This window comes from Pseudomonas sp. BP11-1-1, from assembly GCF_052112105.1.
GTDB lineage: Bacteria > Pseudomonadota > Gammaproteobacteria > Pseudomonadales > Pseudomonadaceae > Aquipseudomonas > Aquipseudomonas alvandae.
This window is the reverse complement of record NZ_JAUTYU010000004.1, coordinates 235,544-260,427: the sequence shown is the minus strand read 5'-3', so window position 1 is coordinate 260,427 and position 24,884 is coordinate 235,544. Positions and strand designations below refer to the sequence as shown.

Genomic DNA, 24,884 nt, shown 5'->3' with positions numbered 1-24,884 from the left:
AGTACCCTGTGGGAGCGAGCTTGCTCGCGAAGGCGTCGGCACAGCCAACCTCCCCGCAAACTGACATTCCGCCATCGCGAACAAGCCCGCTCCCACAGGGTTTGGTGGTGAATTCCGATGTCGGGGGCAAAATCCGCTAAACTGCCGCACGTTTTTTCGTTCGAGTGTGTGTTTCCATGCAAATTGCCCTGGCGCCCATGGAGGGGTTGGTCGACAACATCCTGCGGGACGTCCTGACCCGTGTTGGCGGTATCGACTGGTGCGTCACCGAGTTCATCCGCGTCAACGACCGTCTGCTCACGCCGGCCTATTTCCACAAGCTCGGCCCTGAACTGCTGGCCGGTGCCCGGACTGCCGCGGGCGTGCCGCTGCGGGTGCAATTGCTGGGCTCCGACCCGGTGTGCCTGGCGGAGAACGCGGCGCTGGCCTGCGAGCTGGGTTCCGAGGTGATCGACTTGAATTTCGGCTGCCCCGCCAAGACCGTGAACAAATCCCGGGGCGGGGCGGTGTTGCTCAAAGAGCCTGAGCTGCTCAACGAAATTGTCGAGCACGTACGGCGCGCCGTGCCCAAGCACATTCCGGTTACAGCGAAGATGCGCCTCGGCTTCGACAGCCCGGACGGCGCGCTGGTCTGCGCCACGGCGCTGGCTGAAGGTGGCGCGGCGCATATCGTCGTGCATGCGCGGACCAAGGTTGACGGCTACAAGCCACCGGCCCACTGGGAGTGGATTCCCCGCGTCCAGGACGTGGTCAAGGTGCCGGTGTTCGCCAATGGCGATATCTGGAGCGTCGAAGACTGGCGCCGGTGCCGCGAAATCAGCGGTGTCGAGGACATCATGCTCGGCCGTGGCCTGGTGTCCCGTCCCGACCTGGCCCGGCAGATCGCCGCTGCCCGGGCCGGTGAGGAGATCATCGAGATGACCTGGGCCGACCTGCAACCGATGCTCCAGGATTTCTGGTTGCAAGTGGTCGAGCAACTGACGCCACGCCAGGCGCCGGGTCGCTTGAAACAATGGTTGGCCATGCTGACCCGCAACTACCCTGAGGCGGTTGAGCTGTTCAGTGCCGTGCGCCGGGAAACCGACCTGGACGCGGTGGGCCATTTATTGGGTGTGCAGCGCACCCAAGCGGCCTGAAAAAATTTCAAAAAAAGGCTCTTGAAAAGTTTTTGGCAGACCCTAGATAAGGGGTACGCGATGCCGAATTCGGGTCGCGGAGACAAAAAAACTTGCTGAACTTTCAGGAGATTTGAATCATGAGTACTGCATTTTCGCTGGCCCCTCTGTTCCGTTCCTCGGTGGGCTTCGACCGTTTCAACGACCTGTTCGAAACCGCACTGCGCAACGAGCCGGGCAGCAGCTATCCACCCTACAATGTGGAAAAACATGGCGATGACGAATACCGCATTGTAGTCGCCGCCGCCGGGTTCCGGGAAGAAGACCTGGACCTGCAAGTGGAGAAAGGTGTGCTGACCATCAGTGGCGGCAAGCGCGAGGCCAGCAACGACAGCGTGACCTTCCTGCACCAGGGCATCGCCCAGCGTGCGTTCAAGCTGTCCTTCCGGTTGGCGGATCATATCGAGATCAAATCCGCCGGCCTGAGCAACGGTCTGTTGAGCATCGACCTGTTGCGCGTGGTACCGGAAGAGGCGAAAGCCAAGCGCATCCCTATCAACGGTGCGCAACAGAAACCCGCGCTGGAGAATTGATCCCATCGTCATTGAAGAAGGGCGCCGAAATGGCGCCCTTTTTCATTTTTGAGATCGGTGGAAGATTAATTGTGGCGAGGGGATTTATCCCCGCTGGGCTGCGAAGCGGCCCCAAAAAAGAACAGACGACGCTGTTTATCCTGGCACACCGAGGCGACGGCTTTAGGGCTGCTTCGCAGCCCAACGGGGATAAATCCCCTCGCCACAAGGGTTCCCCGCCGCGTTTCCATGTCACGGCAACAACCGCTCAAACGCCTCCAGCGGCAACGGCCGGCTGTGCAGATAACCCTGGTACAAATGACAATCGAGCCCTTGCAGGAACTGCAGTTGCTCCAAGGTCTCCACGCCTTCGGCAATCATCACCAGGTTGAGGCTACGGGCCATGGCGACGATGGCGCGGATGATTTCGGCGTCGTTCGGGTCGCTGGTGGCGTCCCGCACGAATGACTGGTCGATTTTCAACGTGTCCACCGGTAGGCGCTTGAGGTACGTCAGCGACGAATAACCAGTGCCAAAGTCATCCATGGCGAAGCTCACCCCGAGCTTCTTGAGCCGGCGCATCTTGGCAATGGTGTCGTCCAGGTTCTGGATCACGATGCCCTCGGTAATTTCCAGTTTCAACATGCCACACGGCAGGCCGTGGTGGGCGAGGCTGTTTTCGATGCGTTCGACGAAATCGCTCTGGCGAAATTGCCGTGGGCTGATGTTCACGCACAGGCTGAATTGCTGCGGATCGATCTTGCCCTTGGCGATCAGTTGCCTGAAGCCATCGCAGGCTTCATCGAGGATCCAGGTACCGACCTCGAGAATCAGCCCGCTGTCCTCCAGGACCTTGATGAATTCGTTGGGCGATTGTGCGCCCAGGTCCGGGTGATGCCAGCGCACCAACGCCTCGGCTCCGATGATGCGGTTGTCCCGGGCGTCGACCTGGGGCTGGAAATGCACGCTGAACTCGTTGCGGGCCAAGGCCTGGCGCAGGTCGGTTTCCATGCGCAACCGTTCGCTGGCGGCTTTTTGCATCGTGGTGTGAAACATCTGCGAGGTGTTGCGTCCCGAATCCTTGGCGCGGTACAGGGCGATGTCGGCGCGCTTGAGCAGGTCAGTGGGCGTCGAGCCATGGTCCGGAATCAGTGCCATGCCGATGCTTGGCGTGACTTGCAGTCGTTGGCCGTCGAGGAACATCGGCTCGGAAAGCAGTTCGCGCAGTGTGTCCGCGAGGTTCTGCACCTGTTGGCTGACCACGCCGCGCGTACCTTCCAGGCCGCTGAGCAACACCACGAACTCGTCGCCGCCCAACCGTGCCACGGTGTCTTCGAGGCGCACGCTGGCTTCGAGGCGAGCGGTAATGATCTTCAGCACCGTGTCGCCTACCGGATGGCCAAGGGAGTCGTTGATGTGCTTGAAGTGGTCCAGGTCGAGGAACAGCAATGCCCCGCGCAGATTGTGGCGCTTGAGCAAGGCGATCTGCTGGCTCAGTCGGTCCATCAACAGCGCCCGGTTGGGCAGGTTGGTCAAGGAATCGTGGTAGGCCAGGTGGCGGATCTGGGCCTCGGCGTTGCGCAGCAGGCTCACGTCCCGGGCGGTCAGCAGCAGGCAAGCCTTCTCGTTGAGCGTGATCGGCTCGACCGACACCTCCACCGTGAGGGCTTCCCCGCGCTTGTTGCGCCCGAGCATTTCCTGGTGAAGGACACGGCCCTTGAGCTGCAATTCCGCCAACAGGGCCGCGCGCTGTTTCTCCTCGGCCCAGATGCCAACTTCGTAGACCGTACGACCAATCACTTCATCGGCGCGATAACCGGTGAGGCGACAGAAGCCGTCGTTGACTTCCAGGTATCGGCCGCTTTCGAATTCGGTAATGGTGATGGCGTCCGGGCTGGAGTGGAACGCCTTGGCGAACTTTTCCTCGCTGGCCTTGAGCGCCGCTTCGGAGCGTTGCTGCTGGGTGATGTCCCGCAGGGTCGTGACGATGCAAGGCTGGTTGCCGACGTTGATCTGGCGGCTGGAAATGACGCACGTCAGCGGCTGGCCATTCTTGTGATAGACCACCACGGCGACATTGCTCAGCGATTGTTCGCGAATCACCCGCTCGATGCGTTGCAGGCTGCTGCCCGAAGCGTCCCACAGGCCAATCTCGTCGGCACTGCGACCGAGCACGTCGCTGGCGGCCCAGCCGAAGGTCTGGGTGAAGCTGGAGTTGATTTCGATAAACCGGCCGTCGTCCTGGTGGGTGACGCAGATCGGGTCGGGGCTGACCTGGAACAGTGTCGCGAATTTTTCTTCCGAGGCCGCCAGGCTCTGTTCGCGCTCCACCTGGTCGGTGATGTCGAGCAAGGTGCCGGCCATGCGCAGGGGGCTGCCGTCGTCGTTGCGGTAGAGGCGGGCACGGCTTTCCAGGTAGCGCGAGCTGCCGTCCGGCAGTTGTACGCGGTAGGTCAGTTGATAGTTGCCCGCCGGGCCTTCCCGCAGGCTGCGGTAGGCGTTGCGCATGTTATTGCGCTCTTCGGTAGGTACACCTTCGAAAAACGCATCGAACGATTCATGGAATGCCTTGGGCTCCAGGCCATGAAGCTGCGCTGCCCGGGCCGAGCCGTAGAGCATGCCGCTGGGAATGTGCCAGTCCCAAGTCCCCAGTTGTGCCGAGTCGAGGGCCAGGTCGAGGCGCTCCTGGCTGTCCTTGAGAGCCTGTTCAGCGAGTTTGCGCTCGGTGGTGTCGAGGAACGTGCTCAGCAAGTAAGGCTGGCCTTCGAGCTCGACCTTCTGGGCGCTGAGAATGCCATTGTGGATCTGGCCGTTACTGGCGCGGAACTCCACCTCCATGCTGATCAGTTCGCCCTTGGCCTTGGTCGCTTCCACCAGTTTCGCCCGTTGGCTGGGGTCTACCCACAAGCCCAGTTCCAGGGTGGTGCGGCCGATCACGTCATGCACCGGCCAGCCGAACAGGCTTTCGAAATACTGGTTGGCTTCGCTGATCAGCCCGTCCTCCTGACGGGTGAGCAGGACCATGTTCGGGCACAGGTGAAAGAGCGTGGCGAAGCGCTTTTCCGAGCTGCGCAGCGCTTGTTCCCGTTCGCGCTGGTGGGTGATTTCCCGAATGACCCCGATCATGCGCGGCCGACCGTGCTTGTCGGGTAGCACGCTGCCGCTGATTTCCAGCCAGTGCAGGCTGCCGTCGGGCCAGACGATGCGGTGGTGCATCGCCTGTTCAAGCGGTGCGCCGGCCACCGCCGCGTGGAACGCGCGCACGGCCCTGGATCGGTCCTCAGGCAGCAGCAGGTCGAGGTAATCCACGTCTGCGGGCAACGGCTGGCGCGGATCGAAGCCGAACAGTGCCTGGGTGCCCCGCGACCAACTGATCTGCCCGGTATCGATGTCCCAAGACCAAGCCCCCAGCCGCGCTCCGTTCAGGGCGGCCAGCAATTGTGGCGCGCTGTCCCAGCTTTGCTCGGACCGTTTCGGGTCCAGCGCCTGGATACGCGGCAGGGGCGGGAGATGGTCAGCGGGTTTGGGCATTCTCTAGCGGGCCTTGGGCAGATGGGCGTTATGCGCAGGCGTAGTGGCCCTATAGGAGTAGCACAACTTATGCCCTTGTCCCTGGCAGATCGATTTGTGCGTCCAATAGAGCCATGAAGGCCCGCGCGGCGTTCGACAGCGTCCGTTCGGTGTGCAGGATATAGCCTAGCTGGCGACTGAGCTGTATGCCCGGCAAAGGAATGCGCGCTACCTGCTCATCGAGCATGGTGCGCGGCAAAACGCTCCAGGCCAGGCCGATGGAGACCATCATCTTTATGGTTTCCAGATAATTCGTGCTCATGGCGATGTTCGGCGTCAGGCCCTGGGCTTCGAACAATCGCCGCACGATGTGATGGGTGAAGGTATTGCCGCCCGGGAAGACTGCTGGGTGCAAGGCAATGTCCGCCAGGCTCACCGCGCCGTTTTCCAGCAACGCATGCTCCGGGGCCACGACGAAATCCAGCGGGTCGTCCCACACGGGCGCGGCGCGTACCAGCGCGTGGGGTTCGGGGGCGAGGGTGATGACGGCCAGTTCTGCCCGGCCATGGAGGATTTCTTCGTAGGCCACTTCCGAATCCAGGAACTGAATATCCAGGGCCACCTGTGGGTAGCGTCGGGTGAACTCCCTCAATAAAGGCGGCAAGCGGTGCAGGCCGATGTGGTGGCTGGTGGCGAGGGTCAGGCGCCCGGTGACTTCACCGGTCAGGTTGGTCAGGGCGCGGCGAGTGTCGTCGAGTACGTTGAGGATCTGGTAGGCCCGCGGCAGCAGGGCCCGACCGGCTTCGGTCAGGCCGACTTCGCGGCCCAGTCGATCGAACAGGCGCACGTTGAGCTGCTGTTCCAGCCCGGCAATCCGCTTGCTGATGGCGGGTTGGGTCAGGTGCAGGCGTTCGCCGGCACCGGAGAAGCTGCCCGTTTCGGCGATGGCAATAAAGGCGTTGAGGTTGGCGAGGTCCATGGCCGTTTCAGTCGAATTCCTGTTGGTTATGCAAAGTATGAAAAATATGAATTTGAGTTATTTAATGTAGCCTCATAACATCAGCCTCACAAGCCAAGGGGTCATTGACCTGTTCAAGGCCCAGGGCATAGAAACAAGCTGATGAGGAAACCGTCTGATGGCCGGCAAAACGCTCTACGACAAGCTCTGGGATTCGCATTTGGTCAAGCAGCGCGACGATGGCTCGGCGCTGATCTACATCGACCGTCACATCATCCACGAAGTGACCTCGCCGCAAGCCTTCGAAGGCCTGCGCCTGGCCGGGCGCAAGCCGTGGCGCATCGATGCCAACATCGCGACCCCGGACCACAACGTACCGACCACGCCGGAGCGCAAGGGCGGCATCGAGGCGATTGCCGACCAGGTCTCGCGCCTGCAAGTCCAGACCCTCGACGACAACTGTGACGAATACGGCATCGTCGAATTCAAGATGAACGACGTGCGCCAAGGCATCGTCCACGTCATCGGCCCGGAGCAGGGCGCGACCTTGCCGGGCATGACCGTGGTCTGCGGCGACTCGCACACCTCGACCCACGGTGCATTCGGCGCCTTGGCCCACGGTATCGGCACGTCCGAGGTCGAGCATGTGCTCGCCACCCAGTGCCTGGTCGCCAAGAAAATGAAGAACATGCTGGTGCGCGTCGAGGGCAAGTTGCCGTTCGGCGTGACCGCCAAGGACATTGTCCTGGCCGTAATCGGCAAGATCGGCACCGCTGGCGGTAACGGCCATGCCATCGAATTCGCTGGCAGCGCGATCCGCGACTTGTCCGTCGAAGGCCGCATGACCATCTGCAACATGTCCATCGAGGCCGGGGCCCGCGTCGGCCTGGTGGCCGCCGATGAAAAAACCGTGGAATACGTCAAGGGCCGTCCGTTCTCGCCAAAGGGCGCGGAATGGGACATGGCGGTCGAAGCCTGGAAAGACCTGGTGTCCGACGCCGATGCGAAGTTCGACACCGTGGTCGAGCTCGACGCGACGCAGATCAAGCCGCAAGTCAGTTGGGGCACTTCGCCGGAAATGGTGTTGGCGGTGGACCAGAACGTGCCGGATCCGGCCAAGGAAATGGACCTGGTCAAGCGCGATTCCATTGTCCGCGCCTTGAAGTACATGGGCTTGAGCGCCAACCAGGCGATCACCGACATTCAGCTCGATCGCGTGTTCATCGGTTCCTGCACCAACTCGCGGATCGAAGACCTGCGCGCCGCTGCCGTGATCGCCAAGGGCCGCAAGGTCGCCTCGACCATCAAGCAGGCGATCGTGGTCCCAGGCTCTGGCCTGGTGAAGGCCCAAGCCGAAGCAGAAGGGCTGGACAAGATTTTCCTCGAAGCCGGTTTCGAATGGCGTGAGCCGGGGTGCTCGATGTGCCTGGCCATGAACCCGGACCGTTTGGAGTCGGGCGAGCATTGCGCTTCCACCTCCAACCGTAACTTCGAAGGCCGTCAAGGCGCCGGTGGCCGTACGCACCTGGTGAGCCCGGCGATGGCCGCCGCGGCGGCTGTCAACGGCCGTTTCGTCGACGTCCGCGAATTGATCTGAAGGAGCGCAGCATGAAAGCTTTTACCCAGCACACCGGTCTTGTCGCGCCTTTGGATCGTGCCAACGTCGACACCGACCAGATCATTCCCAAGCAGTTCTTGAAATCCATCAAGCGCACCGGTTTCGGCCCGAACCTGTTCGACGAATGGCGCTACCTGGACGTCGGCCAGCCGTACCAGGACAACTCCAAGCGTCCGCTGAACAAGGATTTCGTCCTCAACGCCGAGCGTTACCAGGGCGCCAGTGTGTTGCTGGCCCGGGAGAACTTCGGCTGCGGTTCGAGCCGCGAACACGCGCCATGGGCCTTGGAAGAGTACGGCTTCCGCAGCATCATCGCGCCGAGCTACGCCGACATCTTCTTCAACAACAGCTTCAAGAACGGCTTGCTGCCGATCATCCTCAGCGACGCCGAAGTGGATGAGCTGTTCCAGCAGGTCGAGGCCAACCCTGGCTATCAATTGCAGATCGACCTGGCGGCCCAGACCGTGACCCGTCCCGACGGCAAGGTGCTGGGTTTCGAGATCGATGCGTTCCGCAAGCATTGCCTGCTCAATGGCCTGGATGACATCGGCCTGACCTTGCAGGACGGCGAGGCGATTGCCGCGTTCGAAGCCAAGCATCGGGCGAGCCAGCCTTGGTTGTTTCGCGATGCTTGATTGACCTGAGATTGATGTCGTCAGTGCGGGCCCCTTCGCGAGCAAGCTCGCTCCCACAGGTGTTTTGTGAACACCGCAAATCCTCTGTGGGAGCGAGCTTGCTCGCGAAGGCGGCAGTACCGACACCACAAGGCTATACCCCAAAAGGAAGTCCCCATGACCAGCACCGCCCACAGCCAAGTCGTACAAAAGCAATTCGGTGAACAGGCCTCGGCCTACCTGAGCAGTGCCGTGCACGCCCAGGGCGCTGAGTTCGCGCTGCTACAGGCAGCGTTGGCCGGTCGTGGCGATGCCCGTGTGCTGGACCTGGGCTGCGGCGCCGGCCATGTGAGTTTCCACGTGGCGCCATTGGCCGGTGAAGTAGTGGCCTACGACCTGTCGCAGCAGATGCTCGACGTGGTGACGGCAGCGGCTGCCGAGCGCGGCCTGGGCAATATCAGCACGGTTCGCGGCGCCGCCGAGCGGTTGCCGTTCGCCGACGGCGAGTTCGACTTCGTGTTCAGCCGTTATTCGGCGCATCATTGGAGCGATCTCGGCCTGGCGTTGCGAGAAGTGCGCCGGGTGCTCAAGCCGGGCGGGGTGATGGCGTTCATCGACATCCTGTCGCCGGGCACGCCGTTGCTGGACACCTACTTGCAGAGCATCGAAGTGCTGCGCGACACCAGCCATGTGCGTGATTATTCGGCTGATGAATGGTTGCGCCAGGTCAGCGAAGCGGGGCTGCACACTCGCAGTACTTCGCGCCAGCGCCTGCGCCTGGAATACCAGTCCTGGGTCGAGCGCATGCGCACCCCCGAGGTAATGCGTGCTGCGATCCTCGAGCTGCAGCGTTCGATGGGCGACGAAGTGCGTGAATATTTTGAGATTGAGGCCGATGGTTCGTTCAGTACAGATGTACTGGTGCTGTGGGCCGAGCGATAGGATTTTCCCCGGCCAGCCCAGCGGGTGGTGCCGAAAACCGAACAAACGAGGAAAGCATGAGCAAGCAGATTCTGATTCTCCCAGGTGATGGCATCGGCCCGGAAATCATGGCCGAGGCGGTCAAGGTCCTGGAACTGGCGAACGACAAGTACGGCCTGGGCTTCGAGCTCAGCCACGACGTGATCGGTGGCGCGGCCATCGACAAGCACGGCGTGCCGCTGGCCGATGAAACCCTCGACCGGGCCCGTGCCGCCGATGCCGTGCTGCTGGGCGCCGTGGGCGGCCCGAAATGGGACAAGATCGAACGCGACATCCGCCCTGAGCGCGGCCTGCTGAAGATTCGTGCGCAACTGGGCCTGTTCGGCAACCTGCGTCCGGCGATCCTTTACCCGCAACTGGCCGACGCCTCGAGCCTGAAGCCGGAAATCGTCTCCGGCCTGGACATTCTCATCGTCCGTGAGCTGACCGGCGGCATCTATTTCGGCGCTCCGCGCGGCACCCGCGAGCTGGAAAACGGCGAGCGCCAGGCCTACGACACCCTGCCGTACAGCGAAAGCGAAATCCGCCGTATCGCCCGGGTCGGCTTCGACATGGCCCGCGTGCGGGGCAAGAAGCTGTGCTCGGTGGACAAGGCCAACGTCTTGGCTTCCAGCCAACTGTGGCGTGAAGTGGTCGAGCAAGTGGCCAAGGATTACCCGGACATCGAGCTGAGCCACATGTACGTCGACAACGCCGCGATGCAACTGGTCCGCGCGCCGAAGCAGTTCGACGTGATCGTCACCGACAATATGTTCGGCGACATCCTGTCTGACGAAGCGTCAATGCTCACCGGCTCCATCGGCATGCTGCCGTCTGCTTCCCTGGACGCTAACAACAAGGGCATGTACGAGCCGTGCCACGGTTCGGCACCGGACATCGCCGGGCAGGGCATTGCCAACCCATTGGCGACCATCCTGTCGGTGTCGATGATGCTGCGCTACAGCTTCAACTTGAACGATGCCGCCGACGCGATCGAAAAAGCCGTCAGCGTGGTCCTGGACCGAGGCTTGCGCACCGGTGATATCTGGTCGCAAGGTTGTACCAAAGTCGGTACGCAGCAAATGGGCGATGCAGTAGTCGCCGCGCTGCGGAATCTGTAATCTTTCGGGCCCACCGCTTCGACGGTGGCCCACTTTTGTAAAGGTGTAGTTGCGATGAAACGTGTAGGTCTGATCGGTTGGCGCGGCATGGTCGGTTCCGTGCTCATGCAGCGAATGCTGGAAGAGCAGGATTTCGATCTCATTGAGCCGGTGTTTTTCACCACCTCCAACGTTGGTGGCCAAGGCCCGTCCGTGGGCAAGGACACCGGTGTGCTCAAGGATGCCTACAGCATCGAAGAGCTCAAGACCCTCGACGTGATCCTGACCTGCCAGGGCGGCGACTACACCAGCGAAGTGTTCCCCAAGCTGCGTGAAGCCGGCTGGCAGGGTTACTGGATCGACGCCGCTTCCAGCCTGCGCATGCAGGACGACGCGGTGATCATCCTCGACCCGGTGAACCGCAAGGTCATCGACCAGCAGCTGGATGCGGGCACCAAGAACTACATCGGCGGCAACTGCACCGTCAGCCTGATGCTGATGGGCCTGGGCGGTCTGTTCGAGGCTGGTCTGGTGGAGTGGATGAGCGCGATGACCTACCAGGCGGCTTCCGGCGGTGGCGCGCAGCACATGCGTGAGCTGATCAAGCAAATGGGCGTGACCCACGGCGCCGTGGCCGATGAACTGGCGAACCCGGCCAGTGCCATCCTGGACATCGACCGCAAGGTCGCCGAAGCGATGCGCAGCGATGCCTACCCGACCGAGAATTTCGGCGTGCCGCTGGCCGGCAGCCTGATTCCGTGGATCGACAAGGAACTGCCGAACGGCCAGAGTCGCGAAGAGTGGAAGGCCCAGGCCGAGACCAACAAGATCCTCGGTCGCTTCAAGAGCCCGATCCCGGTGGACGGCATCTGCGTGCGCATCGGCGCCATGCGTTGCCACAGCCAGGCGCTGACCATCAAGCTGAACAAAGACGTGCCGATCGCCGACATCGAAGGCTTGATCAGCCAGCACAACCCTTGGGTCAAGCTGGTGCCGAACAACCGTGAGACCAGCATGCAGGAGCTGAGCCCGACCAAGGTCAACGGCACCCTGAACGTACCGGTGGGCCGCTTGCGCAAGCTGAACATGGGCTCGCAGTTCGTCGGTGCCTTCACCGTCGGCGACCAACTGCTGTGGGGCGCGGCTGAACCGCTGCGCCGCATGCTGCGGATCCTGCTTGAACGTTGATCGGTTGCTGCTGTGAAAGAACCCGCGCCTTGTGAGAGGTGCGGGTTTTTTATTGGAAGAGCCGCTTGAGGCATGTGGGGCCAGCCCAGGCTCCGCAAATCCCTTGCCAATTGCCTGCCCACCCACCACCCGGTAAAGTGCCGCTCCCCACGTTTTACCTGAGGTAGACCCATGAGCCAGTCCTTTGATATTGCCGTGATCGGCGCCACCGGTACTGTCGGCGAAACCCTCGTCCAGATTCTCGAAGAACGCGACTTCCCCATAGGCAACCTGCACCTGCTGGCCAGCAGCGAATCGGCGGGCAGCTCGGTGATGTTCCGTGGCAAAAACGTGCGGGTGCGCGAGGTCGATGAGTTCGATTTCAGCAAAGTCCAACTGGTGTTTTTCGCGGCGGGGCCGGCAGTGACCCTGAGCTTCGCCCCGCGAGCCACCGCCGCCGGTTGCGCGCTGATCGACCTGTCCGGTGCGCTGCCAGCCGACCAGGCGCCGCAGATCGTGCCGGAGGCCAACCCGCAGGTGCTGGCCAACCTGTCCAAACCGTTTCAGGTCAGCAGCCCCAGCCCCTCGGCCACGGTCCTGGCCGTTGCCTTGGCACCGCTGCGCCAATGCCTGGATATACAGCGCGTGAGCCTGACCGCCAGCCTCGCCGTGTCCGCCCAGGGCCGTGTAGCTGTGAGCGAGCTGGCGCGCCAGACCGCCGAGTTGCTCAATGCTCGTCCGCTCGAGCCGAAATTCTTCGATCGGCAGATGGCATTCAATCTGTTGGCCCAGGTGGGCACTCCCGATGAGCAGGGCCATACCCAGCTTGAAAGACGCCTGGTGAGTGAGTTGCGCCAAGTGCTGGAGCAACCTTTGTTAAAGATTTCCGTCACTTGCATTCAAGCCCCGGTGTTTTTTGGCGATAGCTTTAGCGTGACCGTAGAGTCTGCCGGTCCTGTTGACTTGGCTAAGGTCAACGCGGCCCTGGAGGCGGCGCCTGGTATCGAACTGGTGGAGGCGGGGGATTACCCGACCCCGGTAGGCGATGCGGTAGGGCAGGATGTGGTCTACATCGGTCGCGTGCGCGGCGGTATCGACGATCCGGCGGAACTAAATATGTGGCTGACGTCAGATAACGTGCGCAAGGGCGCGGCACTCAATGCGGTGCAGGTGGCTGAGTTGTTGATAAAAGACCTGCTGTAAAAGATACTTGGCAACAATTTGTCGAATGATTCTAGCTGGGCGCTATGCTTGGCCAGAGTGCTGAAGGCGAACCTCCCTCCCGGGGACGCTTTCCCGGGCATGAGTGAAACGATCGCGCGCACCGTCGCTTCGGGGCTGCGCGCAATGCCTTACGGCAGCGGCATCAACACCTTCTCGCTGGCCGAGGAATGTTCAAACAAAGGAAGAGGCTATGGTTCAAGTTCGCAAACTGGTGTTAGCAATAGCGGCCGCCTCGGCGCTGTCCTCCGGTATGGCGCATGCGCTCGGGCTCGGGGAGTTGACCCTGAAATCGCCGCCGAACCAGCCTCTGGTGGCCGAAATCGAACTGCTCGATGTCCAGCAACTGACCGCTGCCGAAGTGGTGCCGAGCCTGGCCCCACCCGAAGAATTCGCCAAGGCGGGCATTGATCGCCAAGCCTTTCTCAACGATTTGAGCTTCACCCCGGTGATCAACGCCAACGGCAAGAGCGTCCTGCGCGTTACGTCCAGCCGGCCGGTGTCCGAGCCGATGGTCAAGTTCCTCGTGCAGGTGATGTGGCCCAACGGCCGCTTGCTGCGCGACTACAGCGTACTGCTCGATCCGTCCAAATTCTCGCCGCAGGCCGCCGATGCCGCCCGGGCGAAGCCGTCCCAAGTGGTTGCCACGCCGGTTACTGGCGCGACCAAGCCGTCCCAATACACCACCACGCCGCGCGACACCCTGTGGGAAATCGCCGCCAAGGTACGCAACGGTGGGTCGGTCCAGCAGACCATGCTGGCGATCCAGGCGTTGAACCCGAACGCCTTCATCAATGGCAACATCAACCTGCTCAAGACCGGCCAGGTATTGCGCCTGCCCGATCCGGTGCAGAGCACGGCGCTGCCGCAACCCCAGGCGATCGCCGAAGTGGCGGCCCAGAATGCCGCTTGGCGCCAGGGCCGTCGAGGCGTGGCGGGTAACGGCCGGCAACAGTTGGATGCCACCAAGCGTGGCGGCAAGGAAGGCGCGCCGGCACAGGCCGCCGGTCGCGATAACCTGAGCCTGGTTTCCGCCGAGTCGGCGAAGGCGGGCGGCAAGGGCAAAGGGGCTGCGGGCGATGCCCAGGCGCTGAGCAACAAGCTTGCCGTGACCCAGGAAAGCCTCGATTCGGCTCGTCGCGACAACGAAGAACTGAAAAGTCGCATGGCGGATTTACAGAGCCAGTTGGATAAGCTGCAGCGTCTGATCGAGCTGAAGAACAATCAACTGGCCAAGATGCAGGCCGAAGGCGCCGCTGTCCCGCCCACGGGCGGATCGACCCCGGCGATGTCGGCAGAACTGACGCCCGCACCGTCGGCACAAGCACCGGCAACCGCGCCAGCAGCGACTCCCGAGGCGGCTCCTGAAGCGACCCCACCGGCCACGCCGGTCGAGCCGACGCCGGCGGCTTCCGATGAGAAAAAATACAATGACCTGCTGACCAATCCGATCCTGCTGGGGTTGATTGGTGGCGGTGCGTTGGTCCTGTTGCTGCTGCTATTGCTGCTTGCGCGTCGCCGCAAGGCCCAGCAGGAAGCCGAGAAACATTTGCGTATGGCCCGAGCCCTCGAGGAGGAGGCCGACTTCTCCCCGGAGCTCGATCTGCCCCCGAGCAGCTTCGAGGGCATTGAGGTTCCATCCCCCAGCGTAAAACTCGAACCCAAGCCAGTACCGGCACCGGCACCGAAGCCAGCCCCGGTGGTCGCGCCCGTCGTCGTCACGCCACCGATCGCCGCGCCGCTGGTGGCCCCGGCCGCCGACCGCTCCGACGATGTGTTGCCCCAGGCACAGTCCCACATCGATCGTGGTCGCTTGAACCAGGCGGCTGACCTGCTTGAGCAAGGCATCAAGGCCGAGCCTCAGCGCAGCGACCTGCGTTTGAAACTGATGGAAGTCTACGGCCAGCAGGGCGACCGCGATGCGTTCATCGCCCAGGAGCGCCAATTGGTCGCCAATGGCGAGAACTATGCCCAGGTGGAACAGCTCAAGAGCCGTTTCCCGGCCATGGTCGTCGCCGCCTCGGCAGGCCTGGCAGCAGCGGCTGTGGCCGCTGAGCTGGACGCGCAGTACGTCAAGGACCTGCTGGAAGACAAGCCGGCAACCGATGAAGAACTCGACAGCGCCTTCGACCTGAGCCTGGATGACCTGGACACAACTCCGACCGCCCCGGCACCCGAGCCGCTGGCCGAGCTGGACGCGTTTCCGGAAGACGACGACCTGAGTTTCGAATCGGTGCTCAAGCAGCAGACCCAGGCTAATGAAAGCCTGGACGATCTGCCGGAATTCGATCTGGACCTCGGCGCCGATGCTCCGGCACCGGCCTTGGCCGATGAAGATTTCCTGTTGGACCTGGATGACGACCTCAAGGGGCTGGACGTTCCAGCAGAGCAAACGCCGCTCCTGGACGATACGCCGTCGGACGATCTTGAGCTGCCGGCGGATTTCGATCTGTCCCTGGCCGACGAGATGGACGCTCATGAGCAGCCGAAGGATGCCTTCGAATCCGAGCTGGACGACGTCAACGCCGAGCTGGACCGGCTCTCCGACAGTCTGGCCCAGCCAACCTTCACGGCTGAAGATGCCCTGGCGACCGCCGACGACGAGCCGGACTTCGATTTCCTCAGCGGCACCGACGAAGTGGCGACCAAGCTCGATCTGGCCCAGGCCTATATCGACATGGGCGACAACGATGGTGCGCGGGATATCCTTGGCGAAGTCCTCAGTGAGGGCGATGCGACCCAGCAGAGCGAAGCGAAGGAGATGTTGTCGCGACTGGCGTGAGTCGGCGGGATGAGCAATGACGGCAGCCGATGAGGCTGCCGTTTTTGTTTGCAAGCAGTTCACGCGGCTGTAGTGGCGAGGGAGCTTGCTCCCGCTCGAGTGCGCAGCGCTCGCAATAATAGCCGGCGCACCAAGGTAGGGGCTGCTGCGCAGCCAGCGGGAGCAAGCTCCCTCGCCACAAGGGCCCGTCGTTCCAACCCGGATCATCGTTACACTGGCATCCCACCGCACCCGCTTTATAATGCCCGCCTTTGCGTACCTCAGCAGGCTGTAATTCCTTGGCAAACATAGACAACCCGGCCGCCGAAATGGCGGCCGACGGCTTTTTTCGAATCGCCTTGGGCGTTGAATACAAAGGCTCTCGCTATCGCGGCTGGCAGCGTCAGGCCTCCGGTGTCCTGACGGTGCAGGAAACCCTCGAGAATGCGCTGTCCAAAGTCGCCGATTCGCCCGTGTCGCTGCATTGCGCCGGACGCACCGATGCCGGTGTGCACGCTTGCGGCCAGGTGGTGCATTTCGACACCCAGGTCGAGCGCTCGATGAAGGCCTGGGTCATGGGCGCGAACATCAACCTGCCGCACGATGTCAGCGTCAGCTGGGCGAAGGTGATGCCGGCGCATTTCCATGCGCGCTTCAAGGCCATCGCCCGGCGTTATCGCTACGTCATCTACAACGATCAGATTCGCCCGGCGCACCTGAACGAGGAAATCACCTGGAATCACCGTCCGCTGGACGTCGAGCGCATGGCCGAGGCTGCGCAATACCTGGTGGGTGTGCATGACTTCAGTGCCTTCCGTGCCGGCCAATGCCAGGCCAAGTCGCCGATCAAGGAGTTGCATCACCTGCGCGTGACCCGTCACGGCAAGATGATCGTGCTCGACATCCGCGCCAGCGCGTTCCTGCACCACATGGTGCGCAACATTGCCGGCGTGCTAATGACCATCGGCGCCGGCGAGCGGCCGGTGGAATGGGTCAAGGAAGTGCTCGACAGTCGCATTCGCCGTTCCGGTGGCGTGACGGCGCACCCCTTCGGCCTGTACCTGGTGCAGGTCGAATACCGTGACGAGTTTGAGCTGCCGGAGCGTTACATCGGGCCACATTTCCTCACGGGCTTCTCGGAACTCGACGGCTGACGCCCTTCGTTGCATTTGTTACCATCCGGGACTTTCACGGATTTGCCTGAGGTTTTAGCCACCATGCCGGTCGTTCGCAGCAAGATTTGCGGAATCACCCGGGTCGAAGACGCGCTGGCGGCGGTCGAGGCCGGTGCGGACGCCATCGGGCTGGTGTTCTACGCCAAGAGCCCGCGGGCGGTGACGGTGCAGCAGGCGAGGGCGATCATCCAGGCTCTGCCGCCGTTCGTGACCCCGGTGGGACTGTTCGTCAATGCCAGCCGTTGCGAACTGGGGGAAATCCTCGATGCGGTGCCGTTGGGTCTCTTGCAGTTCCACGGTGACGAGGCCCTGGCTGACTGTGAAGGCTGGCATCGGCCGTACATCAAGGCGTTGCGGGTCAAGGCGGGCGATGACATCGCGGCCAGTTGTGCAACCTTCGCCAGTGCCAGCGGTATCTTGCTGGACACGTATGTGGAAGGGGTTCCGGGTGGGACTGGCGAAGCCTTCGACTGGTCGCTGGTACCGCAGGGCTTGAGCAAGCCGATCATCCTGGCCGGTGGCCTGACGGCGGACAACGTCGGTGAGGCCATTGTGCGGGTTCGCCCTTATGCGGTGGACGTCAGCGGCGGGGTGGAGCAGGCCAGGGGCATCAAGGACCCGGCGAAGATCCGGGCGTTCATGGCGGCTGTGCGCAGCAGCCAATCGTCAATGTGACGGCTGGCAGACTGCCGCCGTCCATACCTGCACTGTACAAAGCAGGCAGGCGCCGCCTCCGGGTGGGCCGATAGCGTAGTGGCAATCGCGGTGCAGCGGTTGTCGGGAATGGCAGGGATGGTGGAGCTGGGCGCAGGTCATGTTTCGCGCTGACCGCGGTGGTTCCTCGATCCTCGCCGCACAATGAATTTAAGCTCAAGGGCATACGCGGGGCCGCGAACCAGAGCGTTCGGGCCGCCGGTACTGGAGAAAGAAAGCATGAGCAACTGGTTGGTAGACAAACTGATCCCTTCGATCATGCGTTCCGAGGTAAAGAAAAGCTCGGTGCCTGAAGGTCTGTGGCACAAATGTCCTTCCTGCGAAGCGGTGCTGTACCGCCCTGAGCTGGAAAAGACCCTGGACGTTTGCCCCAAGTGCAATCACCACATGCGCATCGGCGCGCGTGCCCGTATCGATATTTTCCTGGACGCCGAAGGTCGCGTGGAGCTGGGCGCTGACCTGGAGCCCGTGGACCGCCTGAAGTTCCGCGACGGCAAGAAGTACAAGGATCGCCTGACCGCGGCCCAGAAGCAGACCGGCGAGAAAGACGCCCTGGTGTCCATGAGCGGCACCCTGCTGGGCATGCCGGTGGTGGTTTCGGCCTTCGAATTTTCCTTCATGGGCGGTTCCATGGGCGCCATCGTCGGCGAGCGCTTCGTTCGCGCCGCCAACTACGCCCTGGAAAACCGTTGCCCGATGATCTGCTTCGCCGCCTCCGGTGGCGCGCGGATGCAGGAAGCCCTGATCTCGCTGATGCAAATGGCCAAGACCTCCGCGGTACTGGCGCGCCTGCGTGAAGAAGGCATTCCGTTCATCTCGGTGCTGACCGATCCGGTCTACGGCGGCGTTTCCGCCAGCCTGGCGATGCTGGGCGACGTGATCGTCGGCGAGCCGAAAGCGCTGATCGGCTTTGCCGGGCCGCGCGTAATCGAACAGACCGTGCGTGAAAAGCTGCCGGAAGGTTTCCAGCGCAGTGAATTCCTGCTTGAACACGGCGCAATCGACATGATCATTCATCGCCAGGAACTGCGTCCGCGCCTGGGCAACCTGTTGGCGCAACTGATGGGCCTGCCGACGCCCAAGTTCGTCGCCACGCCGATCGAACCGATCGTAGTTCCGCCAGTGCCTGCCGGGCTATGACCCAACGCACCCTGGGCGAATGGCTTGCCTACCTCGAGCAGCTGCATCCATCGGCCATCGACATGGGGTTGGAACGCTCGCAAGCGGTAGCGTCCCGCATGGGACTGGCCAAGCCGGCGCCTCGGGTCATCACCGTCACCGGCACCAACGGCAAGGGTTCGACCTGCGCCTTCCTGGCCTCGCTGCTGCGGGCCCAGGGATTGAATGTCGGTGTCTACAGTTCGCCGCACCTGCTGCGCTACAACGAGCGGGTGCAGGTCAACGGCGTCGAAGCCTCTGACGCTCAACTGTGCGAAGCCTTCGCGGCGGTGGAAGCCGGGCGGGGCGAGACTTCCTTGACCTATTTCGAGATGGGCACCCTGGCAGCGTTCTGGCTGTTCGCCCGTGCCGGCCTGGATGCCGTCGTGCTCGAAGTTGGCCTGGGTGGGCGTCTGGATACGGTCAATCTCGTGGACGCGGATATCGCCCTGGTCACCAGTATCGGGGTGGATCACGCCGATTACCTGGGCGACACCCGTGAATCCGTGGCTTTCGAGAAGGCCGGCATCTTTCGCCAGGGTGCGCCGGCACTCTGCGGCGATCTCGATCCGCCGCAACCGTTGCTGGATAAAGTTCGCGAGCTGAGTTGCCCGTTCTTTCTGCGTGGGCGGGACTTCGACCTGGCCATGACCGAGCAGCACTGGCAATGGCGTGGCAGCGATGCCAAGGGCAACCCGGTGGAGCTGCATGACCTGCCGCTGCTGGACTTGCCGATGGAGAACGCCGCGCTGGCACTCCAGGCCTACCTATTGCTGGGCTTGCCCTGGGAGTCCGGGCAGATTGTCCAGGCGTTGCAGGCGACTCGCGTCGTCGGTCGTCTTGATCGCCGCTCGTTCGATTGGCAAGGCAAGCGCCTGAACCTGTTGCTGGATGTCGGCCACAACCCCCACGCGGCGCTGTATCTGGCGGAACGCCTGGCGCGCCGTCCGGTGACAGGTAAGCGCCTGGCGGTGTTCGGGCTGCTATCGGACAAGGACCTGGATGGCGTTGTCGACGCGTTGAATGCTAGTGTCCAGCACTGGGCCGTGGCGCCGCTGGAATCACCGCGTTCGCGTCCGGCCAGAGAGTTGCAGGCAGCCTTGCAGCGTCGTGGCGCTTCGGTGGATGCTTATGGCAGCGTCGCCGCCGCCCTGGAAGGGCAGTGTGCCCTGGCGACACCCGATGACGAGATCCTGTTGTTCGGCTCATTTTTTTGCGTTGCCGAGGCCCTGCAATGGCTGGCCCGGCGCTCCACGGAGGAAGCTGCAGATGGCATTGCTGGATAAGGCGTACAAGCAGCGCATGGTCGGGGCCCTGGTATTGGTGGCCCTGGCGGTGATCTTCCTGCCGATGCTGTTTTCCCGTCAGGACGAGCAGCGCCAGGTCACGGTTGATGCGCCGGCCGCCCCGCAGGCGCCTTCGGTGCCGCCTGTGCAGGTTGAGCAGGTCGCGGTTCCCGAGCCCCAGGCGCTGCCTCAGGAGCCGGTGCCGAGCGATGAAGAACTCGCCCAGGAACCTGCTGCGCCAACAGCGCCTGTCGCGCCCGCTCCGACTGTGCCGAGCAAGCCAGCCGTCGCGCCAACGCCTATTCCGGCGGCACCCGCTATCAAGCCAGCCCCGACCCAGCCGATCACCGCAGCCCCCAAGCCGGACACCACGCAAAGCCGTGTGGATGCCAATGGCCTGTCGGTCAGTTGGTCGGTACAACTGGCCAGCCTTACCAGTCGTGACAGCGCCGAAAAACTGCAGAAAAACCTGCGCAGCCAGGGCTACAACGCCTACATCCGTTCTGCCGATGGCAAGAATCGGGTCTTTGTCGGTCCGTTGATCGAGCGTGCCGAGGCCGACCGCCTGCGCGACCTGCTCAATCGCCAGCAGAACCTCAAGGGCTTCGTGGTGCGCTTCCAGCCAGAGCGCGGTTGACCGCCATTTGGCTGATTTGAATCACGCAGCTTACCGACAGCCCTGCGCTCTGCTAAAATGCGCCGCCTTATCCGTCTGTAGGCTGCACCGTGCCATTTACCTGGGTTGACTGGGCGATCGTTGCAATCGTCGCCATCTCCGCTTTGATCAGTCTGAGTCGCGGCTTCGTCAAGGAAGCGCTCTCGCTGCTGACCTGGATCATTGCGGGAGTCGTAGCCTGGATGTTTGGTGGCTCGTTGTCCCAGTACCTCGCCGGATACATCGAAACACCGTCGGCCCGCGTGATCGCGGGCTGTGCCATCTTGTTTATCGCCACCTTGCTGGTGGGCGCAATGATCAATTATCTGATCGGCGAACTGATTCGCGTCACCGGGCTTTCCGGGACGGACCGGTTCCTGGGCATGGCCTTCGGTGCGGCGCGTGGCGCCTTGCTGGTGGTCGTCGCCGTCGGGCTGTTGAGCCTGGGGCCGGTACAGCAGGATACGTGGTGGCAGGAGTCCCGGCTCGTGCCACAATTTCTATTGGTCGCAGACTGGTCCAAGAACCTGATCCTGGGTTGGAGCAGTCAGTGGCTTGCCAGCGGTATCAGCGTACCCGCTGAAATACCGTTCAAGGAACACCTCTTGCCGACGGCCAAAACGCCGCAGTGAGTGTTGTTCAGTTCAGATCCATTAAGTAGGGGTTGCGTCGCATGTGTGGCATCGTCGGTATCGTCGGTAAGTCGAACGTCAATCAGGCGCTGTATGACGCGCTAACCGTGCTCCAGCACCGCGGCCAGGACGCTGCCGGTATCGTGACCAGCCATGACGGCCGGTTATTCCTGCGCAAGGACAACGGCCTGGTGCGTGACGTGTTCCACCAGCGTCACATGCAACGCCTGGTTGGCCACATGGGCATCGGCCATGTGCGCTACCCGACAGCGGGCAGTTCGACTTCGGCCGAAGCCCAGCCGTTCTACGTCAACTCGCCGTACGGCATCACCTTGGCGCACAACGGCAACCTGACCAATGTCGAGCAGTTGGCCAAGGAGATCTACGAATCTGACTTGCGCCACGTCAACACCAGTTCCGACTCGGAAGTGATGCTCAACGTCTTCGCCCACGAGCTGGCCCAGCGCGGCAAGCTGCAGCCGACCGAAGAAGACGTGTTCGCTGCCGTGACCGACGTGCACAACCGTTGCGTGGGTGGCTACTCGGTGGTGGCGATGATCACCGGCTACGGCATCGTCGGCTTCCGCGACCCGCACGGTATTCGTCCGATCGTGTTCGGCCAGCGTCACACCGACGAAGGCGTCGAGTACATGATCGCCTCCGAGAGCGTGTCCCTGGACGTGCTCGGCTTCACCCTGATTCGCGACCTGGCCCCGGGCGAAGCGGTCTACATCACTGAAGACGGCAAGCTGTACACCCGCCAGTGCGCGACCAACCCGAGCCTGACCCCGTGCATCTTCGAGCACGTCTACCTGGCGCGCCCGGACTCGATCATCGACGGTATCTCGGTCTACAAGGCGCGCCTGCGCATGGGCGAGAAGTTGGCCGACAAGATCCTGCGCGAGCGCCCGGACCATGATATCGACGTAGTCATCCCGATCCCGGACACCAGCCGCACCGCGGCCCTGGAACTGGCGAACCACCTGGGCGTGAAGTTTCGCGAAGGCTTCGTGAAGAACCGCTACATCGGCCGTACCTTCATCATGCCGGGCCAGGCCGCACGGAAGAAATCCGTACGCCAGAAACTCAATGCCATCGAGCTGGAATTCCGCGGCAAGAACGTGATGCTGGTGGACGACTCCATCGTGCGCGGCACCACTTGCAAGCAGATCATCCAGATGGCCCGCGAAGCTGGCGCCAAGAACGTCTACTTCTGCTCGGCGGCCCCGGCCGTGCGCTACCCGAACGTCTACGGCATCGACATGCCGAGTGCCCATGAGCTGATCGCTCATAACCGCACGACCCAGGAAGTGGCCGACCTGATCGGCGCCGACTGGCTGATCTACCAGGACTTGCCTGACCTCATCGAAGCGGTGGGTGGCGGCAAGATCAAGATCGAGCAGTTCGATTGCGCGGTATTCGACGGCAAGTACGTCACCGGCGACATCGACGAGGCCTACCTGAACCGGATCGAGAACGCGCGTAACGACGCGTCCAAGGCCAAGACTCAGGCGGTCAGCGCGATCATCGATCTGTACAACAACTAAGTGACACCCAACCGGCCCTGAGGGGCCGGTTTGCGTTCAACCGAATAAAGGAGTGGCAGCATGAGTCAGGATTGGGATGCCGGTCGGCTGGACAGCGACCTTGACGGCGTAGCGTTCGATACCCTGGCGGTTCGCGCGGGCCAGCACCGTACACCGGAAGCCGAACATGGCGATCCGATGTTCTTTACCTCCAGCTACGTATTCCGCACCGCTGCCGATGCGGCTGCGCGCTTTGCTGGTGAAGTGCCGGGTAACGTCTATTCGCGTTATACCAACCCCACCGTGCGGGCTTTCGAGGAACGTATCGCCGCCCTGGAAGGCGCCGAGCAAGCGGTTGCCACCGCCACTGGCATGGCCGCGGTCATGGCCGTGGTGATGAGCCTGTGCAGCGCCGGCGACCATGTGCTGGTGTCGCGCAGCGTCTTCGGTTCGACCATCAGCCTGTTCGAAAAATACTTCAAGCGTTTCGGCGTGGAAGTCGATTACGTACCCTTGGCGGACCTATCCGCTTGGGACGCTGCCATCAAGGCCAATACCAAGCTGCTCTTCGTCGAATCGCCTTCCAATCCCCTGGCTGAGCTGGTGGACATCGCCGCACTGGCGGAAATCGCCCATGCCAAGGGCTCCATGCTGGTGGTCGACAACTGTTTCTGCACCCCGGCGCTGCAACAACCGCTGAAGCTGGGCGCGGACGTGGTGGTGCATTCGGCAACCAAGTTCATCGATGGCCAGGGCCGTTGCATGGGCGGTGTCGTCGCCGGTCGTGGCGAGCAGATGAAAGAGGTCGTTGGCTTCCTGCGCACTGCCGGGCCGACCCTCAGCCCGTTCAACGCCTGGGTCTTCCTTAAAGGCCTGGAAACCCTGGGCCTGCGGATGAAGGCCCATTGCGCCAATACCCAAGCCTTGGCCGAGTGGCTGGAACAACAGGACGGCATCGAGAAAGTGCATTACGCCGGCCTCAAGAGCCATCCACAACACGAACTGGCCTTGCGTCAGCAGCGCGGTTTCGGTGCAGTGGTGAGCTTCGAGGTCAAAGGGGGCAAGGAGGGCGCCTGGCGCTTCATCGACGCGACCCGATTGATTTCCATCACCGCCAACCTGGGTGACAGCAAGACCACCATTACCCATCCGAGCACCACGTCCCACGGTCGCCTGTCCCCCCAGGAGCGTGAATCGGCGGGTATTCGTGACAGCCTGATCCGCGTGGCGGTCGGCCTCGAAGATGTGGCGGATTTGCAAGCCGACCTGGCTCGCGGGTTGGCGGCCTTGTGATTGAGCTGGCAACGCCGCCGAGCGGTACTCATGGCCGGGTTGCATTGGTTACGGGCGCCGCGCGGGGCATCGGCCTCGGTATTGCCGCCTGGTTGATCTGTGAAGGCTGGCAGGTCGTATTGACCGATCTGGATCGCGAGCGCGGTTCCAAGGTGGCGAAGGCGTTGGGCGACAACGCCTGGTTCATTGCCATGGACGTGGCGGACGAAGGGCAGGTCGCCACAGGTATCGCCGAGGTGCTCGGGCAGTTCGGACGCCTCGATGCGCTGGTATGCAACGCCGCTATCGCCGACCCGCACAACATCACCTTGGAAAGCCTCGATCTTGCCTATTGGAACCGGGTCCTGGCGGTGAACCTGGGTGGGCCGATGCTGCTGGCCAAGCACTGTGCTCCGTACCTGCGTGCCCACAACGGGGCCATCGTCAACCTGGCCTCGACCCGCGCAGCGCAATCGGAGCCGGACACCGAGGCCTATGCGGCGAGCAAGGGCGGCCTGCTGGCGCTCACCCACGCCTTGGCGATCAGCCTCGGGCCGGAGATTCGGGTCAATGCCGTGAGCCCTGGCTGGATCGACGCGCGAGACCCTTCACAACGTCGTGCGCAGCCGCTCACCGACGCCGATCACGCCCAGCACCCGGCGGGCAGGGTAGGCACGGTGGAGGACGTGGCGGCGATGGTGGCGTGGTTGTTGTCGCGCAACGCCGGTTTTGTCACGGGGCAGGAGTTCGTGGTGGACGGCGGCATGACCAAGAAAATGATTTATGAGTGAGGGGCAGCTGCAAGCGGCAAGTTTTAAGCTGCAAGCAGCGTGGTGCGGGTCCGGTGCTTTTTACTTGTAGCTTGGCGCT

At 62.7% G+C, this 24,884-nt stretch carries 20 protein-coding genes; 18 read left to right on the top strand and 2 right to left on the bottom strand.

The genetic code is table 11. From position 1 onward, the window contains the following. Positions 1–176: 176 nt before the first annotated feature. Both Q7C33_RS10940 and Q7C33_RS10935 read left to right on the top strand, forming a co-directional pair. Positions 177–1,136, top strand: coding sequence for a tRNA dihydrouridine synthase (locus Q7C33_RS10940; RefSeq protein WP_407683381.1), 960 nt, complete (start codon positions 177–179; stop codon positions 1,134–1,136). 119 nt (positions 1,137–1,255) lie between these two features. Continuing rightward, positions 1,256–1,708, top strand: a complete 453-nt coding sequence (locus Q7C33_RS10935; protein WP_030142036.1) for an Hsp20 family protein — start codon at positions 1,256–1,258, stop codon at positions 1,706–1,708. Between the two features lie 231 nt (positions 1,709–1,939). Here the strand turns inward: Q7C33_RS10935 and Q7C33_RS10930 are convergent, their stop codons facing one another. Next, positions 1,940–5,218 (bottom strand): EAL domain-containing protein, encoded by a 3,279-nt coding sequence (locus tag Q7C33_RS10930; RefSeq protein ID WP_198795932.1) that lies wholly within the window; start codon positions 5,216–5,218, stop codon positions 1,940–1,942. Between the two features lie 67 nt (positions 5,219–5,285). Next, a complete protein-coding gene (locus tag Q7C33_RS10925) occupies positions 5,286–6,176 on the bottom strand; it encodes a LysR family transcriptional regulator (RefSeq protein WP_030142034.1) in 891 nt (296 codons plus the stop codon). 157 nt (positions 6,177–6,333) lie between these two features. Here Q7C33_RS10925 and leuC point away from each other — a divergent pair, with 157 nt between their 5' ends. The 16 genes from leuC to Q7C33_RS10845 all read left to right on the top strand — a co-directional run bounded on the left by leuC (position 6,334) and on the right by Q7C33_RS10845 (position 24,805). After that, positions 6,334–7,752 (top strand): 3-isopropylmalate dehydratase large subunit, encoded by a 1,419-nt coding sequence (leuC, locus tag Q7C33_RS10920; protein WP_003203866.1) that lies wholly within the window; start codon positions 6,334–6,336, stop codon positions 7,750–7,752. An 11-nt stretch (positions 7,753–7,763) separates the two neighbouring features. Continuing rightward, entirely contained in the window at positions 7,764–8,408 is a 645-nt protein-coding gene (gene leuD, locus Q7C33_RS10915; protein ID WP_030142033.1) for a 3-isopropylmalate dehydratase small subunit, read from the top strand. A 156-nt stretch (positions 8,409–8,564) separates the two neighbouring features. Further along, positions 8,565–9,329 carry a class I SAM-dependent methyltransferase gene (locus tag Q7C33_RS10910; RefSeq protein WP_407683380.1) on the top strand — a complete coding sequence of 255 codons (765 nt, stop codon included), beginning with the start codon at positions 8,565–8,567 and terminating at the stop codon, positions 9,327–9,329. Positions 9,330–9,385: 56 nt separating this feature from the next. Further along, positions 9,386–10,468, top strand: coding sequence for a 3-isopropylmalate dehydrogenase (gene leuB, locus Q7C33_RS10905; RefSeq protein ID WP_407683379.1), 1,083 nt, complete (start codon positions 9,386–9,388; stop codon positions 10,466–10,468). A gap of 54 nt (positions 10,469–10,522) precedes the next feature. Further along, the gene (gene asd, locus Q7C33_RS10900; RefSeq protein ID WP_030142030.1) at positions 10,523–11,635 is read left to right on the top strand and encodes an aspartate-semialdehyde dehydrogenase; all 1,113 of its coding nucleotides are present in this window, start codon (positions 10,523–10,525) and stop codon (positions 11,633–11,635) included. Positions 11,636–11,806: 171 nt separating this feature from the next. Next, positions 11,807–12,817: an aspartate-semialdehyde dehydrogenase gene (locus Q7C33_RS10895; protein WP_198795935.1), complete on the top strand. Its 1,011-nt coding sequence runs from the start codon at positions 11,807–11,809 to the stop codon at positions 12,815–12,817. A gap of 211 nt (positions 12,818–13,028) precedes the next feature. After that, a complete protein-coding gene (locus Q7C33_RS10890; RefSeq protein ID WP_407683378.1) occupies positions 13,029–15,617 on the top strand; it encodes a FimV/HubP family polar landmark protein in 2,589 nt (862 codons plus the stop codon). 308 nt (positions 15,618–15,925) lie between these two features. Next, complete coding sequence (truA, locus tag Q7C33_RS10885) at positions 15,926–16,750, top strand: tRNA pseudouridine(38-40) synthase TruA (RefSeq protein WP_030142027.1); 825 nt, start codon at positions 15,926–15,928, stop codon at positions 16,748–16,750. A gap of 63 nt (positions 16,751–16,813) precedes the next feature. Next, a complete protein-coding gene (locus tag Q7C33_RS10880) occupies positions 16,814–17,446 on the top strand; it encodes a phosphoribosylanthranilate isomerase (RefSeq protein WP_407683377.1) in 633 nt (210 codons plus the stop codon). A 258-nt stretch (positions 17,447–17,704) separates the two neighbouring features. Then, the gene (accD, locus tag Q7C33_RS10875; RefSeq protein WP_407683376.1) at positions 17,705–18,625 is read left to right on the top strand and encodes an acetyl-CoA carboxylase, carboxyltransferase subunit beta; all 921 of its coding nucleotides are present in this window, start codon (positions 17,705–17,707) and stop codon (positions 18,623–18,625) included. Then, positions 18,622–19,929 carry a bifunctional tetrahydrofolate synthase/dihydrofolate synthase gene (gene folC / locus Q7C33_RS10870; protein WP_407683375.1) on the top strand — a complete coding sequence of 436 codons (1,308 nt, stop codon included), beginning with the start codon at positions 18,622–18,624 and terminating at the stop codon, positions 19,927–19,929. The genes accD and folC overlap by 4 nt, the downstream gene beginning before the upstream one ends. Beyond that, positions 19,913–20,566, top strand: a complete 654-nt coding sequence (locus Q7C33_RS10865) for an SPOR domain-containing protein (protein WP_407683374.1) — start codon at positions 19,913–19,915, stop codon at positions 20,564–20,566. The genes folC and Q7C33_RS10865 overlap by 17 nt, the downstream gene beginning before the upstream one ends. An 89-nt stretch (positions 20,567–20,655) precedes the next feature. Then, the gene (locus Q7C33_RS10860) at positions 20,656–21,216 is read left to right on the top strand and encodes a CvpA family protein (protein WP_030142022.1); all 561 of its coding nucleotides are present in this window, start codon (positions 20,656–20,658) and stop codon (positions 21,214–21,216) included. Between the two features lie 41 nt (positions 21,217–21,257). Further along, positions 21,258–22,763, top strand: a complete 1,506-nt coding sequence (gene purF / locus Q7C33_RS10855) for an amidophosphoribosyltransferase (RefSeq protein WP_030142021.1) — start codon at positions 21,258–21,260, stop codon at positions 22,761–22,763. Between the two features lie 60 nt (positions 22,764–22,823). Further along, positions 22,824–24,035 carry an O-succinylhomoserine sulfhydrylase gene (locus Q7C33_RS10850; RefSeq protein WP_407683373.1) on the top strand — a complete coding sequence of 404 codons (1,212 nt, stop codon included), beginning with the start codon at positions 22,824–22,826 and terminating at the stop codon, positions 24,033–24,035. After that, on the top strand, positions 24,032–24,805 hold the full coding sequence (locus Q7C33_RS10845; RefSeq protein WP_217859967.1) for an SDR family oxidoreductase: 774 nt from the start codon (positions 24,032–24,034) through the stop codon (positions 24,803–24,805). The genes Q7C33_RS10850 and Q7C33_RS10845 overlap by 4 nt, the downstream gene beginning before the upstream one ends. Positions 24,806–24,884 lie beyond the last annotated feature (79 nt).

Bases quoted from the DNA above. Each gene is read 5' to 3' on its own strand.
- leuD (WP_030142033.1), top strand. From the start codon at position 7,764: ATGAAAGCTTTTACCCAGCACACCGGTCTTGTCGCGCCTTTGGATCGT.
- leuB (WP_407683379.1), top strand. From the start codon at position 9,386: ATGAGCAAGCAGATTCTGATTCTCCCAGGTGATGGCATCGGCCCGGAA.
- Q7C33_RS10895 (WP_198795935.1), top strand. From the start codon at position 11,807: ATGAGCCAGTCCTTTGATATTGCCGTGATCGGCGCCACCGGTACTGTC.
- accD (WP_407683376.1), top strand. From the start codon at position 17,705: ATGAGCAACTGGTTGGTAGACAAACTGATCCCTTCGATCATGCGTTCC.
- Q7C33_RS10865 (WP_407683374.1), top strand. From the start codon at position 19,913: ATGGCATTGCTGGATAAGGCGTACAAGCAGCGCATGGTCGGGGCCCTG.
- truA (WP_030142027.1), top strand. From the start codon at position 15,926: ATGGCGGCCGACGGCTTTTTTCGAATCGCCTTGGGCGTTGAATACAAA.
- purF (WP_030142021.1), top strand. From the start codon at position 21,258: ATGTGTGGCATCGTCGGTATCGTCGGTAAGTCGAACGTCAATCAGGCG.
- Q7C33_RS10850 (WP_407683373.1), top strand. From the start codon at position 22,824: ATGAGTCAGGATTGGGATGCCGGTCGGCTGGACAGCGACCTTGACGGC.
- leuC (WP_003203866.1), top strand. From the start codon at position 6,334: ATGGCCGGCAAAACGCTCTACGACAAGCTCTGGGATTCGCATTTGGTC.
- Q7C33_RS10935 (WP_030142036.1), top strand. From the start codon at position 1,256: ATGAGTACTGCATTTTCGCTGGCCCCTCTGTTCCGTTCCTCGGTGGGC.
- Q7C33_RS10930 (WP_198795932.1), bottom strand. From the start codon at position 5,218: ATGCCCAAACCCGCTGACCATCTCCCGCCCCTGCCGCGTATCCAGGCG.
- asd (WP_030142030.1), top strand. From the start codon at position 10,523: ATGAAACGTGTAGGTCTGATCGGTTGGCGCGGCATGGTCGGTTCCGTG.
- folC (WP_407683375.1), top strand. From the start codon at position 18,622: ATGACCCAACGCACCCTGGGCGAATGGCTTGCCTACCTCGAGCAGCTG.
- Q7C33_RS10890 (WP_407683378.1), top strand. From the start codon at position 13,029: ATGGTTCAAGTTCGCAAACTGGTGTTAGCAATAGCGGCCGCCTCGGCG.
- Q7C33_RS10940 (WP_407683381.1), top strand. From the start codon at position 177: ATGCAAATTGCCCTGGCGCCCATGGAGGGGTTGGTCGACAACATCCTG.
- Q7C33_RS10880 (WP_407683377.1), top strand. From the start codon at position 16,814: ATGCCGGTCGTTCGCAGCAAGATTTGCGGAATCACCCGGGTCGAAGAC.
- Q7C33_RS10910 (WP_407683380.1), top strand. From the start codon at position 8,565: ATGACCAGCACCGCCCACAGCCAAGTCGTACAAAAGCAATTCGGTGAA.
- Q7C33_RS10925 (WP_030142034.1), bottom strand. From the start codon at position 6,176: ATGGACCTCGCCAACCTCAACGCCTTTATTGCCATCGCCGAAACGGGC.